Origin of the sequence: Clostridium sp. CX1, from assembly GCF_025398335.1 — a bacterium.
Classification (GTDB): Bacteria; Bacillota; Clostridia; order Clostridiales; family Clostridiaceae; genus Clostridium_AM; species Clostridium_AM tanneri.
The window spans coordinates 49,514-65,999 of record NZ_JAODOO010000018.1 but is presented as its reverse complement, the minus strand read 5'-3'; the positions used below and the strand labels follow the sequence as shown (position 1 = coordinate 65,999).

At 33.1% G+C, this 16,486-nt stretch carries 25 protein-coding genes and 1 tRNA gene; 4 read left to right on the top strand and 22 right to left on the bottom strand.

Annotated elements, in window-relative coordinates; genetic code table 11:
• Positions 1-54 precede the first annotated feature (54 nt).
• The 17 genes from N4T77_RS17000 to N4T77_RS16920 all read right to left on the bottom strand — a co-directional run bounded on the left by N4T77_RS17000 (position 55) and on the right by N4T77_RS16920 (position 7,194).
• A complete protein-coding gene (locus N4T77_RS17000; RefSeq protein ID WP_261673044.1) occupies positions 55-285 on the bottom strand; it encodes a hypothetical protein in 231 nt (76 codons plus the stop codon).
• Between the two features lie 61 nt (positions 286-346).
• Positions 347-535: a hypothetical protein gene (locus tag N4T77_RS16995; protein ID WP_261673043.1), complete on the bottom strand. Its 189-nt coding sequence runs from the start codon at positions 533-535 to the stop codon at positions 347-349.
• A 19-nt stretch (positions 536-554) separates the two neighbouring features.
• Positions 555-710, bottom strand: coding sequence for a hypothetical protein (locus tag N4T77_RS16990; RefSeq protein WP_261673042.1), 156 nt, complete (start codon positions 708-710; stop codon positions 555-557).
• A gap of 5 nt (positions 711-715) precedes the next feature.
• Positions 716-967, bottom strand: coding sequence for a hypothetical protein (locus N4T77_RS16985; protein WP_261673041.1), 252 nt, complete (start codon positions 965-967; stop codon positions 716-718).
• A 76-nt stretch (positions 968-1,043) separates the two neighbouring features.
• Positions 1,044-1,475, bottom strand: a complete 432-nt coding sequence (locus tag N4T77_RS16980) for a single-stranded DNA-binding protein (protein ID WP_261673040.1) — start codon at positions 1,473-1,475, stop codon at positions 1,044-1,046.
• Entirely contained in the window at positions 1,475-2,092 is a 618-nt protein-coding gene (locus tag N4T77_RS16975; RefSeq protein WP_261673039.1) for an HD domain-containing protein, read from the bottom strand. Before N4T77_RS16975 ends, N4T77_RS16980 begins: the two co-directional genes overlap by 1 nt.
• Positions 2,093-2,094: 2 nt before the next feature.
• Entirely contained in the window at positions 2,095-2,976 is an 882-nt protein-coding gene (locus N4T77_RS16970; RefSeq protein ID WP_261673069.1) for a DUF1351 domain-containing protein, read from the bottom strand.
• 3 nt (positions 2,977-2,979) lie between these two features.
• The gene (locus N4T77_RS16965; RefSeq protein ID WP_261673038.1) at positions 2,980-3,612 is read right to left on the bottom strand and encodes an ERF family protein; all 633 of its coding nucleotides are present in this window, start codon (positions 3,610-3,612) and stop codon (positions 2,980-2,982) included.
• On the bottom strand, positions 3,602-3,865 hold the full coding sequence (locus tag N4T77_RS16960) for a hypothetical protein (RefSeq protein ID WP_261673037.1): 264 nt from the start codon (positions 3,863-3,865) through the stop codon (positions 3,602-3,604). Before N4T77_RS16960 ends, N4T77_RS16965 begins: the two co-directional genes overlap by 11 nt.
• A gap of 58 nt (positions 3,866-3,923) precedes the next feature.
• On the bottom strand, positions 3,924-4,103 hold the full coding sequence (locus tag N4T77_RS16955) for a hypothetical protein (protein WP_261673036.1): 180 nt from the start codon (positions 4,101-4,103) through the stop codon (positions 3,924-3,926).
• Between the two features lie 110 nt (positions 4,104-4,213).
• Positions 4,214-4,450 (bottom strand): hypothetical protein, encoded by a 237-nt coding sequence (locus N4T77_RS16950; protein WP_261673035.1) that lies wholly within the window; start codon positions 4,448-4,450, stop codon positions 4,214-4,216.
• Between the two features lie 4 nt (positions 4,451-4,454).
• Complete coding sequence (locus N4T77_RS16945) at positions 4,455-4,640, bottom strand: hypothetical protein (protein WP_261673034.1); 186 nt, start codon at positions 4,638-4,640, stop codon at positions 4,455-4,457.
• A 12-nt stretch (positions 4,641-4,652) separates the two neighbouring features.
• Positions 4,653-4,931, bottom strand: coding sequence for a helix-turn-helix domain-containing protein (locus N4T77_RS16940; RefSeq protein WP_261673033.1), 279 nt, complete (start codon positions 4,929-4,931; stop codon positions 4,653-4,655).
• 13 nt (positions 4,932-4,944) lie between these two features.
• Positions 4,945-5,358: a hypothetical protein gene (locus tag N4T77_RS16935; protein WP_261673032.1), complete on the bottom strand. Its 414-nt coding sequence runs from the start codon at positions 5,356-5,358 to the stop codon at positions 4,945-4,947.
• The gene (locus N4T77_RS16930) at positions 5,359-6,447 is read right to left on the bottom strand and encodes a hypothetical protein (protein ID WP_261673031.1); all 1,089 of its coding nucleotides are present in this window, start codon (positions 6,445-6,447) and stop codon (positions 5,359-5,361) included.
• 199 nt (positions 6,448-6,646) lie between these two features.
• Entirely contained in the window at positions 6,647-6,913 is a 267-nt protein-coding gene (locus N4T77_RS16925; RefSeq protein WP_261673030.1) for a hypothetical protein, read from the bottom strand.
• Positions 6,914-6,999: 86 nt separating this feature from the next.
• Positions 7,000-7,194, bottom strand: a complete 195-nt coding sequence (locus N4T77_RS16920; protein ID WP_261673029.1) for a helix-turn-helix domain-containing protein — start codon at positions 7,192-7,194, stop codon at positions 7,000-7,002.
• Positions 7,195-7,412: 218 nt separating this feature from the next.
• On the opposite strand from N4T77_RS16920, the gene N4T77_RS16915 reads away from it, so the two are divergent.
• From N4T77_RS16915 to N4T77_RS16905, 3 genes are all read left to right on the top strand, one after another.
• Positions 7,413-7,760 (top strand): helix-turn-helix domain-containing protein, encoded by a 348-nt coding sequence (locus N4T77_RS16915; RefSeq protein ID WP_261673028.1) that lies wholly within the window; start codon positions 7,413-7,415, stop codon positions 7,758-7,760.
• Positions 7,761-7,781: 21 nt separating this feature from the next.
• On the top strand, positions 7,782-8,243 hold the full coding sequence (locus N4T77_RS16910) for an ImmA/IrrE family metallo-endopeptidase (RefSeq protein ID WP_261673027.1): 462 nt from the start codon (positions 7,782-7,784) through the stop codon (positions 8,241-8,243).
• Between the two features lie 177 nt (positions 8,244-8,420).
• Positions 8,421-9,545: a site-specific integrase gene (locus N4T77_RS16905; RefSeq protein WP_261673026.1), complete on the top strand. Its 1,125-nt coding sequence runs from the start codon at positions 8,421-8,423 to the stop codon at positions 9,543-9,545.
• Between the two features lie 108 nt (positions 9,546-9,653).
• Here the strand turns inward: N4T77_RS16905 and N4T77_RS16900 are convergent.
• The 5 genes from N4T77_RS16900 to N4T77_RS16880 all read right to left on the bottom strand — a co-directional run bounded on the left by N4T77_RS16900 (position 9,654) and on the right by N4T77_RS16880 (position 15,124).
• Positions 9,654-9,750 (bottom strand) — tRNA-Sec (locus N4T77_RS16900).
• A 144-nt stretch (positions 9,751-9,894) separates the two neighbouring features.
• Positions 9,895-11,802 carry a selenocysteine-specific translation elongation factor gene (gene selB, locus N4T77_RS16895; protein WP_261673025.1) on the bottom strand — a complete coding sequence of 636 codons (1,908 nt, stop codon included), beginning with the start codon at positions 11,800-11,802 and terminating at the stop codon, positions 9,895-9,897.
• A 44-nt stretch (positions 11,803-11,846) separates the two neighbouring features.
• Positions 11,847-13,229 carry an L-seryl-tRNA(Sec) selenium transferase gene (gene selA / locus N4T77_RS16890; RefSeq protein WP_261673024.1) on the bottom strand — a complete coding sequence of 461 codons (1,383 nt, stop codon included), beginning with the start codon at positions 13,227-13,229 and terminating at the stop codon, positions 11,847-11,849.
• A gap of 199 nt (positions 13,230-13,428) precedes the next feature.
• The gene (gene selD, locus N4T77_RS16885) at positions 13,429-14,463 is read right to left on the bottom strand and encodes a selenide, water dikinase SelD (protein WP_261673023.1); all 1,035 of its coding nucleotides are present in this window, start codon (positions 14,461-14,463) and stop codon (positions 13,429-13,431) included.
• Between the two features lie 70 nt (positions 14,464-14,533).
• On the bottom strand, positions 14,534-15,124 hold the full coding sequence (locus N4T77_RS16880) for a helix-hairpin-helix domain-containing protein (RefSeq protein ID WP_261673022.1): 591 nt from the start codon (positions 15,122-15,124) through the stop codon (positions 14,534-14,536).
• Positions 15,125-15,252: 128 nt separating this feature from the next.
• Between N4T77_RS16880 and N4T77_RS16875 the strand changes: the two genes are divergently transcribed.
• Entirely contained in the window at positions 15,253-16,470 is a 1,218-nt protein-coding gene (locus N4T77_RS16875) for a D-alanyl-D-alanine carboxypeptidase family protein (protein ID WP_261673021.1), read from the top strand.
• Positions 16,471-16,486: the final 16 nt, after the last annotated feature.

The window sequence follows — 16,486 nt, the reverse complement described above, 5'->3', positions numbered from 1 at the left end:
TCTACTGTAAAAATTTCTTACTGACTAAATACTTGTAATACGTCATAACTTAATTCAAATTTCAACCTTTGTTACGAGTTTCTCTCTATTTGCTGTAAATACAATCACACTATTTTCTGTTTCGCTAAAATCTAGTTTAAGAGCCATGCAAGCACCCTGTAATTTCCCTAAAGCCATAGAGTATCCTTGGCTTCTCTCTCTTTGCCATACTTTATCATTCATTTTTTCTGTCAAATAATTAAATGCTAGAGCATACATTAATTCTTCTCTCTCAAACGTAGTCATTGCAACACTTCCCTTAATTTTTCGCACGTACTAAAGACGCATTATTATCAAATTATTGAGGCTACTGTACCTTAACAACAACCTTATCTTCTCTTTTTACACTTTCTAGCGTTTCACAAAAATCTTGATAATCTTGCTCCATATATTCACATGGTTCCGTAGAGCCATAACAACCAGTTTCACAAACAAGATAGTTAAAACATTTTTTACATTCTTCACAAACCATAAAAGCAACCTCGCATTCCTTCATATTATTTTCAGTTTCCGTACTAGCTTTTACTTGGCGGTGCTACGCTTCTGGTTTCTGCATTATTGTAATAGTCCACTGCCTCTAATAAACTTCTATTAGTTTCTAAAGCTAATTTTGCTATAGCAGATATCCTTCTATCCTTACTTTCCTTTAGGAACTCTAGTAACTTACTCATCTTCCTTATCTCTCTGGCATCCTAAACACAAATTTCTTCTGCGTTCTTCTATTAGCAGTCATGTCATCATGCTCACATCCATGGATAAGTCTCTGTTCAATCTGTTCCATTACTTCCAAAGCTCTTTCTTCTGTCTCATATTCTCCTAAAACAGTGTTATCATCACCACAATTTGAATATCCGTATATACTTTTACTAACTACTACAAGCTCTTTATAATCCCCTAAGCATCTTTTATTCTTACTTCTAATCCACATAATTAATCCCCTCTCTCTTATACTTTTATAGTGCCTAAGTATTCCAATAGTCAGATACTAAGGCACTATTTTAAAATTAGAATGGTATATCTCCATCATCTATAGGTGTCAAATCTGAGTTAAATTCACTTGCACTGTCCTTAAGTTTTGATGAAGTCTGTTGACTATTAGAGTTGTTAGTATCTCCACCTTTAGACTGCAGAAACTCAAAATCTTCCACTGCAACATCAGTACTCCAACGATTATTTCCATCTTTATCAACATATTTATTAATCTGCAACCTACCACTTACCCCGAATAAGTGTCCTTTTTGAACATAGTTAGCTATGGCCTCAGCTCTCTTTCCAAAACATACGCATGGTATGAAATCGGCTTCTTGAGGTTTTGATTTATCCAATCTTGGCCTATTAACTGCCATTGTAAATTTTGTCACTGCAGTTCCATTGCCAGATGTAAACTTTAATTCTGGATCAGCTGTAAGTCTTCCAACAAGTTGTATCTTATTCATTAACTCATCCCTTTCATCCTAGTTTGTCCGTTATTTTCACCTGGTTCAAAGTGCTCCTCTAGTAAATAACTAGCTTCCATGTCTGCAGTATGAAGTGCGGCTGCCGCGGGAACTAAGTTATAAGCATTACTAATATTCATCTGCATTTCTTTCGGTTCACTACTTCCCATGTGCCATCTCATCATTAGAATTTCCTCTTTAGTTAGTCTAATGAAGCACTGGAGCATTATAATTGTTTTCTCTCCATGTCCTATAGGAAAATCATCCTGAACCTTATAACCTTCGTAACTTTCCCATCTATTACTATCATTCTTTCTCCAACAAGTTTGTTTATTGTAAAAATTAATCTTGCAAAAGTCATGTAGTAAAGCAGCTATAGCTACCGAATCCTCTCCTAGACCCAGATTAAATCTCTTATTCTTTTCACTAAATAGATCATAAACATTAAGGCTATGTTCTGCTAATCCCCCCTCATAATTTCCATGGTACTTGGTTGAGGCAGGAGCAACAAAGAAGTCACTCTCCTCTAAATATTTAATAACTCTGTCCATACCTTTTCTTTGAGTATTGCTTAAAAGCTCAATAACTTTTTCTTTAACCTCTTGAATATCTTTCATAATTAAACAACTCCTGCCTTAATTTTTGCATAATTATAATTGTTATCTTTTAAGTACTTTCCTAGTTTAGCTATTTCATCTTTAATGCCAATAACTCGAAGTTCTATAGAGTATACAGTTTCATTCTGATTGCTTGCTGCAGCTACAGGTTCTTCCTTCTGTATTGGTTCAATTTCACAATCCGTATTTATTACTGTAGGTTCAGTTGTTCTTGGCTTTTCTGCTTCTCTGATTAGTTCAGCTCTTTTATTTATCTCTTGAATAATCTTACTGGTAGGCATATTTATGTTTAATAGGCTCTGAAAATCTTCTAGCTTAAGAGGCGTATTAATAGACTTATTTGCGTTATCTATAGTGTCTTGAATAATTTCTAACATTTCCTGTTCTTTAATCTGCTCCTGCAACAGCACAAACGCTCTTTGCTCTACATCCTTTTTAACGTCCTTAGGCTTCGTTGAGAGGTTCATATATTTATCTAGTACACTTAGTTGACTTGCATATTTTTCGCTTAACTGGTGCTCCTTAACGATTTCTGAGATGATATCCAAGGCAACTTGTTTTTTTTCTTCTCTCTTAGCATTATCAAAAATAGTAATGCCATTTTTAATCGGTTGCTCTGCATCTTCGATTAATTTAATCAATTCCTTGCACTTACCCTCAAACTCAGTTATAGGTTTGGACATTTCCTTCTTTACTTCTTTTCTATAGTTATCAATTTTCACCCTCATGCCTGCAAGCTCCTTTTGAGTAGCTTTGCAGTCTTGGAGTCCATCCTCGGTAACTACTATTCCTTTATACTTTTCTATTGTTTGTGAAAGTGAAGCCTTTACCTCTTCAAAATTCATTACAATAACAGGCAGCTGTTTATTTAATTCTATTTCCATCAATTAGATTACCCCCTCAATATCATTCGCTTTATTTTCAGCTTCATGCTTTTTCAATGCTTTATCTAAAGCCTCTAAGCATATATTAAAGTTTCCATTAGTAATATCCTCAACTCTTTTAACCTTGGCCCATTTTAAGAAAGCAGCTTCATCAGAATTTGATTTCACGATTAAATCCTTTATAACCTTTACCTTAACAAGATCTATTTTCTTTCTTCTCATCTCTGCTTCTTCATCGATTTCACCGTTGTTTAAAGTATCTGGTTCCGATATCTCAAAGGCCATTATATAGAGATATCTTCTGGCGAACGTTTGAGTACCCCCTATGTTTTGCATACCATTGCAGCCTTTAAGCTGCGTTAACTCTACTGGCGTTGAAAAAGTAAGCTGGTCCTCAATTTTATCAGTGTCTATTATTGTAAGAGTTGCTTCTTCATTAGTATATTTAAATACTGCTGCAAGATGGTTCTGCTGCATTAGTTTATTAAGTTCCGGTAAAAAATCTCCTAATTCGTAATATTCATAGTTACTATAAGTGTTTTTCCCAGTCATCTTTAATTTTGCCTTTTGCAAACCAACGATACACTCTTGTCTTTTCTGGTATATATTCATTGGTTTTTGCTCTTTAGTTTCCAATCTCTTGTCCTCCAATTCTCTTACTTCCCACTTGAAGCTCTATTTTATAACCTGGATGCCTCCATAAAGCAATAAGCCCATCATCTACGTCATACCCCTGATTTATTAATTCCTGTTCCAATTTCTCTATTATAAAAACTATTCTCTCCTTACCTTGAAGCTGAATATTATTAAGATCTTGCTGCACCTTATTAAGCAATTGCTTGGCTTTTAATCCTTCCTTTTCTTTTCTCTGTCTTTCAAATTTCCCCATTTCCATTCCTCCATTTGATTTTTTCCTCACTCTGCTGTAGAATGAAGTTAGTGAATTTTTATTTATGTTTTGACTGCTTAGGCAGTTCTTTTTTTATTTCTTTTACTTCTAACATTAAGTTACAATCGAAATCCTCTTGTTTGCATGCATTAGGACAATCTTTTCTTTTATCACAATGTAAGCAACATATAGGCTCCTTGTTTTCTACAGGACAATTTCCTACCTTACAATAAAACACATCTAATCCTCCTTCCAAGGTCTTCTGTGGTAGTATCTAGTAATTGGCTTTTTCATTAACCCCAATTTAGTTAAATAAGCAGCTTTACTGGTCACAGTAGTTGACCTTCTTTACCTATAAATAAAGTACGCCATTAACGTTAAGCCTCCGAAAATAATACCTGCTGCTATCATACAAATTAAGCTTGCTAAAAATCTATAACTATATTCCTTATTTACTGCTTCCTTAGCTATTTCAAGCGCTTTAATATCATCATGCCAGATTGAATAACTATCACAGTTTTCTATAAAGCTCCTACTATTATCTATCAAGGAATCTAGCTGCTCTAATACTTGTCTTTTTTTCATTAAGTTAATCCTCCCTTTTATTTTTATCTTCTAATAGGTCGAACTTTATTGTATTGTCTTGGTTGTCATATCTAATTTCAGATATAAAAAATTCTAAGTTTTCAGCATCATGGATTTTATATCCATTTTTAAGTAGTATAAATATTTGTGCATTTATACTTTCAATTAGCGTTTCAAAAGCTTTGTTCAAATTTCATCCTCCTTAAATTTTCAATAAAATAGTCTTAAATTCACTCAATACACTCTGCAGCTTGGACAATTCTTCTCTAAGCCCTTTATTCTCCTCTTCAAGTTCAGCCTCTCTCTCAGTCATGCCCCTGTTAGCCTTTATGTTCATGTACTCCATAAGTGCAACTTCTGTAACTCTTATCTCTGAAGCAGCTCTAAAGATAGTAAGCTTATTTTCATCAATCTCTTTTCTTACTGTCCTAGGTGTAACTTTCAATATCTCAGCAACTTCCTTTACTGTGTATGTTCTCAAGAAGCTCCCTCCCTTATGTCACTTTTTCTATTCCAGGGTTCTCTGTTATTTCTTTCATTTCTATTTGTCCATTTAAAATCTGCTCTCTTGTGTCGATTTTTTTAAGTGACTTATTTAATCCTCTGTATTTTTTAGAGAGCTGCTTCCTTACCTTTTGCAAATCATCTTTATTTTTAGTGTGAGATATATTGACATACAGCCTGTCCTCCTCTGACCTGACCGAAAAACAGTCTCTAACTCCATTTTCATCTTTATATGACGCTATTATCCTTTGTGCCATCCTTCTGTATTCTTGCTCAATAAGTTTTTGAACATCAGGTTTGGGTGCATACTCCTTAACTATGTTCACCAACTCGTCCACTGTTATGTTAGGTGTGTCCTCCATTAGTGAATTAATTTTTTCCTTAATCCTTTTATCAAGTGCCATCTATTTCACCACCTTAATTTTTTTCATATTTTCAAAGATGCTTTTAATCTCCTGTAACTTAGTTATGGCCTCATCACATCTAGCAATATGCTTTTCTAAAGGTTCCTTTGGAGAATACTCTAGGTAGCATCCTATTCTTTCTTCATCCACAGTTGTTGTTAATATCCCGTATATGACATCAGCTATCTTATCTGCTATTTTCTTTTCCTTATCTATCTGCTTAGCCTTTTCTAGATATTGTTTATTTAGAAGCTCCTCTGCCTTATTTTCCTTCTCTTCTTCCTCAAGGTCCTTAACTTCCTTAGTAATCTTATAGGCTTTATTTATGCTTATAACATTTTCTTTTGCTGCCTCTCTTACTGCTTCTGGAGCTTCCTTTTCTATAGTTTCCACCTTGTGAATAGTGTCATGGGATACCCCTGCTATTTTAGCTATTTCTTCTCTAGTGTCTATCGGCTTTAGTTCTGAGTTATCTTTACTTAAATTAAGTTCTATACATTCATCAATGTCGACTTGTCCTTCTATCACTTCTATAGGCTCTTTTAAGTTATCATTTTCAGGCTTCGAAGTTTTCTGCAAAGGCTGCAGCTTCTCTTCTTTTGTATCATTAATGTGTTCTGCAGATTTCTGGAAAATGATACCTCTTATAGCTTTGTCAGACTTCTGATGAACCAATTCTTTTTCCTCTGAATTAAGGTTTGCAGATTTCTGCGAACCTTTTTCAGGTCTTCCATCAGATAACTTTTGATTTTCTTTTGCCTTCTTAGCAATACTCTCTTTAAGTTGTAATGCCAAAACAGATCTTTGGTAGCTAGATATATTCCTTCTAGCGAACTGATTCTTAATAATCCACTGCTTTACTTCTTCCTCATTCTCGAAGTCGTAGTCCATTTTTAAGACTCCAAACTTTACATTGTTTCTTGTACAAATTTCATAACGGTTATGCCCATCTATTATGGTGTCATTCCAGGTTACTATCTTATCTCTGCAGCCAAACATTAATATGCTTCTTTCAAGCTCTTCTCTCTCTTCCGCCATTAAAGGTGGAATTAAATTCTTAAACTCATTGTTTATTCTCAAGTCACTCAAACGTTTGTACCTCCTTTGTATATACTTACCTTTCCTATACATCTCCTTAGCCTCTAGTGGAGTATGGTTTTTAACTAGAGCTGTTACCATAAAGTTGTAATATTCTAATTTGAAGTGAATATAATAAAGTGTGGAGTATTTACTTTTTTAGCTTGAAACAGTTTTTTATAAAAGGCTTACTAGCCTTTTATAATACGAATTAAGATAAAAGTTTTAGAAGTTCTCTTATGTCTTTTTCAACGAAAAACATAGGATGACAATCAACTATTTCATCTAAAGCAGCTGAGTAAAAAGTATCATACACTGTTAAAATGTCATTATATTTTGCTACAACATGTATATGAACACATCCGTTTTTTCGTGATGGCTCTAATCTTTTAATTACTACTTCATTGCCATCTACTTTAGCCTTGTCTAAAAATATTTGGTAAACTCTTTCTAAATCTACGTTTTGTTTAAATTCCATATCATTACCTTCCTATTTATTTTTAGAAACCCTTTACTACTTCCACGAAACCCTATATTAAATTTTTTAACTTTGGTTAAACTAATTTAGCTGACTAATTCATCAATAGTAACATTTAAAACACTTGCTATCTTTTTGATGATGGTAATTGATGGATTCTTACGCTTGTTGCTGACTATTTCACTAATATAAGAATTAGAGATTTCTCCTTGCTTAGCTATCCTGTACATAGTTAAACCTTTTTCCTCAGCAATGCGTTTTATATTGTCACCGACTGTCATTTTTTCACCTCCGATATACTTCATTTTATAGAAGTATTGTTTATGTTTTAATTATATCTTTTTACAGAAGTATACACAATTGCGATATATCTTTAAAATGAAGTATTTAAACAACTTAACTCTCTCTTTCTCTAAATATCTCTAAATATCTTGACATACATCATTATTTAAAGATATGATATAGTTAGATATAACGAAGTATTGAGTGGGGGTTTATTATGTTTAATAGAAGAAAGTTAATTGAGATAATGGAAGAAAAAAGTATAACAGCTTATAAGCTTTGGAAAGTATCTGGGGTTGCCCAGTCAACAATAAGCGATATTTTAAATAAGGAAAATAAAAATCCTACTACAAAAACTCTTCAAAAAATAGCAGATGCTCTAGGAGTGTCTATTGATGAATTTTTTAAAGAAGATGATAGTAATGAAGTTCCAAAAGAAAGTGACGCTAAAAATACTGGAATTGATACAATAGCAGCACATCTGGAGGGTAAACAACTGACTCCTGAAAAAATAAAAGAAATTACTAAATATATAGACTTTTTATTTCATGATGAGGATGATTAATTAGCTGAGGGGGAATTACATATGCATTATGATAACTTGCTAGTTGAGGCTGAAAAGATAGGCTTAAAGGTTAAGGAAAAACCCCTCAACTATGGATTTAAGGGATTATATAAAAATAATAAAATAATTATAGATAAAAAAGTAGTTTCGGATGCTGAAAAGAGATGTATCCTAGCAGAGGAAATAGGTCATCACTTCAAAACCTTTGGGAATATACTGGACCAATCAGATGTGTCAAATGTAAAGAAAGAGAAAATAGCTCGCAACTGGGCATATGAAAAATTAGTCGGCATTGTTTCTCTGATAAATGCTTTCAACTTAGGTATTAGAAATAGATATGAATTAGCTGAACACTTAAATGTAACAGAAGAATTTTTAGAAGAAGCAATACTCCATTATAAAGAAAAGTACGGCATGTATTGTGAAATAGATACCTATTTAGTTTATTTTGAACCGAGTCTTATGGTCTTAAAAATGTTTTAAACCCAATCGTATTAAATATAAAAATTTGGACTAGCTTACCATTGACAATTAAACATACGTTTGTTATATTAACTTCAGAAACCCGAATCCACTTTTCTGAAATTTAAAATTCCACGAAACCCGTGCGTAAAAGTACAGGGTTTTTTATTTTTTGAATTTAAGGAGGAGTTTTAAATTATGAGAGGGTCAATTAGGAAAAGAGGAGCTACTTATCAAATCAGAGTTGATCTAGGCAAAGATCCGCTAACAGGAAAAAGAAAAGAAAAATCTATGAGTGGCTTTAAAGGCAAAAAAGAAGCAGAAAAAGCACTGGCCATTTTAATAGCTGATATAGAAAAAGGTGAGTACTTCGAAGCAGATAAAATGACACTAAAGGATTACCTATACTACTGGTTAGAAACCTATGCCAAGGTAAATGTTGCAACTTCTACTTTTATAAGATACAAAGAATTTTGCAATCATATTATAAAACATATTGGTAACTTAATACTTGATAAAATCAAGCCTGCAAATATACAGAAATTTTATTCAACGTTGCTAAGTTCTGGTAAACTATCAAGTGGAACTATACTTAAAATTCATAGAATGTTTCACCAGGCATTAAAGCATGCTGTAAACTGGGAAATTATAAATACTAATCCAACGGAATATGTGACAGCTCCAAAAGCCAATAAAACTCAGATGACTGTCTGGGAGCCTGAGCTAGCTAATAAATTTATGAATGGTGTACGCAATACGAATGCTTTTATTCCTGTAATGTTAGCATTAACTACTGGAATGAGAGCTGGAGAAATATCTGCACTAAAATGGTCCAATATTAACTTTGACAATGAATTTATCTCAATAACTCATAACATGCAAAGAGTTGAAAATGGTTACGAACTAAAGCAGCCTAAAACAGATAAGTCTCGTAGGACTATAGCCATGATGGATATGACAGTAAAAGAATTAAAGGAACATAGGAAGAAACAGCTGGCACTTAAACTTTATATGGGGCCAGATTACAAAGATGAAGATTTTGTATGTGCTTGGGATAATGGCTCCCCATTTAGACCTCACTATATATCGGACATATTTAGGGATAATGTAAAAAAATTAAAATTTCCTAAAATTAGGTTCCACGACCTAAGACATACGCATGCTACTATTATGTTATCTAAAGGAGTGCATGCAAAAGTAGTTTCTGAAAGGTTAGGTCATTCAAATATAAGTATAACCTTAGATACTTATTCTCATGTCCTTCCAAATATGCAGAAAGAAGCTGTTAGCAAAATAAATGATGTATTTGAAAAAAGGGCTTAGAAATAAGCTCTTTTTTTATGCGGTCAAATGGCGGTCAAAGGTCTTTTAGACAAAATAAAAAAGACTTTGAAAGAATTATAAAATTCTCTCAAAGCCTTGATATCACTTTGGCGGGAATATGTGAGAATCGAACTCACCCGTCGTGGTCTTAGCACGGCAACTCGGTTTTGAAGACCGGCAGGCACACCAGCACCTATCTACTCCCATAATCAATTACATCTTGTATTATAAAGTATGCAATTGATTATGTCAACATTTTTAGACAGAATATATATATCATTTTCTGATAGACCATATAAAATTTAGTAATACTTAAATCAAATAGTAAATTACTTAGAAAAATTATACTTTAGTAAAGAATTCTCTTATCCTCTAATCTTTTTGTCAATTTTATGTTGTCAAAATGTTCAATTACAGCCATGGCATATTTTCTGCTTGTGTCTAGCTGATCTCTCAATTGTGCTAAAGTGATACTTTCATTACTCTTTATGAACTCTACCACCAATTCCTTTGCCTTGTTGTAATCTTCTAGTAATAGGTAACAATCCTCTGATACCTTTACTAACATTCCTTCATCTACAATTGAATCGAATACCATTTTAAAGGCTTTTTTATCCTGTTGACTTCCTTCTAAATCTACATATCTAGGCGGTGAAAATTTTGCCTTTTTAAATTCTTTTATAATGTAATCTCTTATTAGTTTTTGTTCTTTGCTATACCTTATAGTAAAGCCTACCACAGATACAAAATTGCCATGCAGGTTTATTTTATTCTCTTCTACAAGTAAATCTAGTAGCTCATCATATATTTTTTGTTTTATATTCTTTCCGAAGACTCTATTCTTTATTTCTTCTTTAGATATTCCCCATTTTAAAGGATTAGTTTCGTGGAATTTATTTAATGTGTCTAGCATTTGCTCCACTTTTTCTTCTAAAAATCCTTTATGAATGTATATTGCTTTATCTCCATTATCTAACTTTATTACTTTATTTTCCTCTATTAGAATGTTAAGCTTTTCCTCTATATTCTGTTCATTTTTTCCCAAGGCCTTAAGTATATCAGAAGCTTTTGGATAACTATCACTAAGGTTCTTAATAGTATTTTCTAAGATACTCTCTGTTTTACCGCTTTCTTTTATTTTTAATTCTTCAATGTATTTTTCATTAAATCTTTTGGCTTTCTCTGCTAAAGGCTCTATTATAGAACCTCCCCCTATAGTGTACATTGGAGAATAGCTTCTTATTACAAATCTATCGTTTCGCTGAGCAGTTAGCGGCTTTTCTAATCTCAGTTGCACATAACCCTCTTCTCCTGGTTTTATTTCCTCTTTATCAAGTATTACCACTCTACATAAAATCTCACTAGTGCCATGATAAAGTCTTACTCTTTGTCTATTTTCTAATGGCCTTGGAGCACTCTTTAGATAATAAAGGTTACAATCGATCATAAGAGAGGGTTCCATTATATTTTCTACTGAAACTACATCTCCTCTATCTATATCGCTAACTTTAATATTAGCTATATTCACAGCACATCTCTGCCCTGCTTCTGCTATCTTTACCGGTTGATCATGTACATGAATTCCTCTTACTTTAGATACAATCTTTGAAGGATAAAGTTCTACTGTTTGGCCTTCTTTAATAGAACCACTTATTACTGTTCCAGTTACTATAGTTCCAAAACCACTTACAGAGAAAACCCTATCTACAGGAAGTCTAAAGTGTCCATGAGTATCCTTAGCTTCTACTTCTTCTGTAAGCTTATCTATTTCCTTTATCAAGTCATCTAAGCCAACCCTTGTTTTTGAAGAAACAGGATGAATAGGAGCTTCTTTCATGAAGGTATCTTTAAATTCATTTCTGATATCCTCTTTTATCATTTGAAGCCAGTCTTCATCTACTAAATCAGCCTTTGTAAGCACAATTATACCCTTCTTAACATTTAGAAGCTGAAGTATTTCAAAGTGTTCTCTAGTTTGAGGCATTATTCCTTCGTCTGCAGCAATTACTAGAAGAACTATATCCACACTACTTACCCCAGCTAACATGTTTTTAACAAACTTCTCGTGGCCTGGTACATCTATAATCCCAGCTCTTCTGCCAGAGGGTAAATCAAAGAAAGTAAAGCCAAGATTTATAGATATTCCTCTCTGTTGTTCTTCCTTTAAGGTATCAGTCTCTCTTCCTGTTAAAGCTTTTATAAGGGTAGTTTTTCCATGGTCTATATGCCCTGCAGTCCCTATTATAATATGCTTCATAGTTATCACCTACTCTTTCTCCATCTTAACCTATTAGTAATGCTTTATAAGTTAACAAAGGCATTTACAATAGTATCAAAATCCTCATCAAATAAGGTTCTTAAATCCATGATAACTTCATCATTGGACACCCTTATGATTATAGATACTTTATTTCCTCTAAGCTTTTTCTCTAAGTCCTGTGGAGAAAATCTACTATTTTTAACCTTTATTACATAGGTTGGAATCTTTTCTGCTGGCATAGATCCTCCTCCAACCATAGAATAGTCCTCTTCAATAGTAAAATCAAAGCCGCTAACCTTGCTTTGAAGCTTTCTCTTAAGCTTCTGTGCTCTTCTTTTATGTAAATCTTTATCACTTAATATCATATGTAAGGTAGGGATATTTTCTACAGCCTCTTTCTCCTCTAGGTAATATTTAAGAGTTCCCTCAAGTGCTGCAAGAGTCATCTTATCTATTCTTAGTGCTCTTGTAAGCTGATTTTTCTTCATTTTATCTATGTACTCTTTTTTACCTACTATTATACCTGCTTGTGGTCCTCCTAGCATTTTATCTCCGCTAAAGGTTATCACATCTACGCCTTTTCTAATACTTTCCTGAACTGTTGGCTCATAAGTAAAACCGTATTTTGAAAAATCTACTAGAGTTCCACTACCTATGTCTTCTATAAAAGGAATCCCTTTGCTTCTTCCAAGCTCTACTAACTCTTCTACGGATACTTCTTCTGTAAAACCAAGAATTTTAAAGTTAGAAGTATGAACCTTTAATAATACTCCTGTGTTTTCACTTATATTATTTTCGTAATCATAAAGATGAGTTCTGTTAGTTGTTCCTACTTCTATAAGTTTTGCACCGCTAAAAGACATAACATCCGGTACTCTAAAAGACCCTCCTATTTCAACTAATTGTCCACGTGATACTATAGCTTCCTTATCCTTACATAAGGTGTTTAGGGCAAGCATTACTGCTGCTGCATTGTTATTTACAACCATAGCTGCCTCAGCACCAGTTACCTTTTTAATTAGTTCCTCCACATGGCTGTACCTTGAACCTCTTTGACCCTTTTTTAAATCGTATTCAAGGTTATTATAGCTATCTGCAATAGTTATAACATTCTCTAAGGCCTTCTTAGCTAAAAGGGATCTTCCTAAGTTGGTATGTATAACAACTCCTGTTGCATTTATTACTTTTCTAAGTTTTGATGCACTGTTTTCCTCAAGTATTTCCATAAAAGTTTCTAATATGTTTTCCTTTGTAAAATCTTCTATGGAATCTTTTAAAATAAGCTCTCTGTAGTTATCTATTGATTGTCTTAATGAATCTATGACCATAGTTCTCATTGTACTTTCAAGTTTGATTTTTACTGCTTCTTCTTTTAAAAGCTCATCTATTTTAGGAAGCTTTCTTAGTAATTGCTTCTTTTCCATATTATTACCCCCTGTTTAAAATTGGGAATGAGGAATTGGGAATGAGGATATAAATAAATCCTCACAGCAGAAAAATACTTTCTGTTTCATCCCAACCTATGCCTAGTGTTCCTGATTCTTATTAACTAACTCCCCGACATACTATAATTACTACTTTTACTATTTGTTCTTTAGTGTCTAATTTAATCTTATCCATTACTTACTCTACTACAATACACTTTTCTCCCTGCTGCTCAACTATTTCTCCTACTACAGCTGAAGGCATATCAAGTTTAGCAAGTTCAGACATAATCTTTTCTCCTTCTTCCTTTGAGCAGGTAATTAAAAGTCCTCCTGAAGTTTGTGGATCAAATAGAATATCCTGCATCCATTCTGGAGTATCTACAAATTCATATTTTCCAGAAAGATATTCTTTATTTCTATAAGCTCCTCCAGGAACAAGACCCATTTTAGCATATTCCTTTGCTTCTTCTATATAAGGAATTCTATCTGCAAATAATCTTAATGTAACTTTTGAAGCTGAGGCCATTTCATATCCGTGACCCATAAGTCCAAATCCTGTTATATCTGTACATGCAGTAACATCATATTTAACAATAATTTCACCAGCATATTTGTTTAGCGTAGACATAACCTTAATTACTTCATTATACGCCTCTTTAGACGCTGCTCCTCCTTTTATTGCAGTGTTTACAATTCCACTGCCTAAAGGCTTAGTTACTATAGCTATGTCTCCTACTCTAGAACCATAGTTTTTAAGCACTTTGTCTGGATGAATAGTGCCCATAACTGATAGACCATATTTAGGCTCATCGTCATCTACAGTGTGCCCTCCAATAACTACTGCACCTGCTTCTATTACTTTATCTGCTCCACCTCTTAATATTTCTCCTAAAACATCAATAGATAAGCAAGATGGAAAACATACTATATTTAAAGCTACTGTTGGTTTACCACCCATAGCATAAACATCACTTAGAGAATTTGCTGCAGCAATTTGACCAAAGTGATATGGATCATCTACTACTGGCGTGAAAAAGTCTAAAGTTTGTATAACAGCAAGTTCATCATTTAATTTATACACTGCTGCATCATCAGAAGTTTCTATTCCAACTATTAAATTTTTATCTTCCATCTTAGGTAATTTACTTAATATCTTTGAAAGGGTTCCCGGCCCTATTTTAGCGGCTCATCCAGCTGTTCTTGATAACTCAGTAAGTTTTTTCTCTGTCATAACGACACCTCCAGTCGAAATTTTTCAATTTTTATTATATAATACTTTACTAAATTTTTAAACAATGAAACTATCTAACATCTATTTTGTCTTTCATGTTTTCTACAGTTTTATCTCCAATTCTATCTATATTTTTTAAATCTTCGATAGAGGAAAATCTGCCATTCTTCTCTCTATAGTCTAATATTTTTTGTGCAGTAACATCACCTATGCCTGGTATAGTTTTCAACTCCTCCTTAGTTGCAGTATTAATGTCTACTTTGCTATTTTGCCCTGTTCCTTTATTAATAGTACTTTGTGAAGCTGTCTGAGAGTCTTTTATTTGATTTTTTCTATCTACATATACATAATCCTCATCTTTTAGCTTTTTAGCTAAGTTTAATTTATCTTTATCTGACTCTGAGTTAAAACCTCCAGCGATTTTAACCAAATCTTCTACCCTACTATCATTTTTAAGCTTATATACTCCTGGATTTTTAACTTCTCCATTTATATACACTGTTATATTACTCTCCTTACTTTCTACCACTGTGGTTTCATTAAATACTTCCTTAGTATCTACCTCTTTATAAGGTCTTGATAAAAAATATCCTAATACTAAAAAAAGTGAAAATATAGTGAAAATAACAATAGAACCTATAACTTTTTTCTTATCTCTCATTATTATCCTCCAATAAATCATGGTTTTCTTGCTTATAACTTAAATTATTGACAGCTTTATTAAAATTCTGTCGCAAAAACGAAAGTTTTTTGATATAATTAGGATTAGTATCGCTTTAGGAGGCTAAAATGAGAAAATTAACAATGTTTATAATATCGTTTACAATTATGCTTTCAAGTATTACATATACAGTTTATGGAAAGGAAGATCCACCTTCTGTTTCTGCAGACAGTGTAGTTTTAATGGATGCTTTAACTGGTGAGCTCTTATATGCTAAAAATCCTGATACTGCTTACCCACCAGCTTCTACAACAAAACTTATGACTGCTCTTTTAACTTTGGAAAGATTAGATTTAGATGATACTGTGAAGGTTGGAAAGAAACCACCATTAGCTGATGGAAGTAAAATATATCTTTTCGAGGATGAAGAAATAAAGGTAAGAGATCTTCTTTATGGACTGCTCCTTGCCTCTGGCAACGACTGTGCTGAGGCACTAGCTGAAAAAATAAGTGGTTCCGTAGATAATTTCGCAGTAGAAATGAATAAAAGGGCTCTAGAACTTGGTGCTAAAAATACTAATTTTATTAATCCTAGTGGTTTATTTCATGATAAACATAAAACTTCCGCAAAAGATTTGGCACTTATAATGAGAGAGTTGTCAAAAAATCCTGAATACACTAAGATTGCAACTACCAGTTCTTACAAGATAGCTCCTACAAACAAATCTTCCGCTGAAAGACCTCTATGGAATGAAAATAAATTAGTACAAAAGTCTTCTATGTATTATTACGAAGGCTGCCAAGGAGGAAAAACTGGCTACACCGTTCAATCTCAGCACTCCTATGTTTCAGTAGCATCAAGAGGCGACCAAAAACTTATAGTAGCTTTAGTTCATGACAACAATAAGACATTTTTCCCTGATGCAGTATCTTTATTTAATTATGGATTTAATAATTTTAAACTTACTCCTTTATTTAAAAAAGGAGATTTCATTACCAATTATGCTAGTGAAGGTTTAACAATTCCACTACTAGCTGCCTCAGACTTTTATTATATTCAAGAAAAAGACAGTACTGGTATTCCTAAGTGCACTTTAAATGATAAAAGCCTAGGGAACAAATATTTTAAAAAGGGTGAGACCATAGCAGATGCATCAATTACTTACAATAATAAAAATATTGGTACATTAAAGCTAATGAGTGGCAATGATCATGAATTAAAACAAGTCTTTCAGGATAATGTTTTAAATAAAAACTACTTAAAAACCAAATATGTAGTTCCAGCATCCATAGTTGCTGTACTTGCTCTCCTATTTTTCGTAAGAAAGTTGAACTCTAGAAGATAACATCTAGCTGAATATA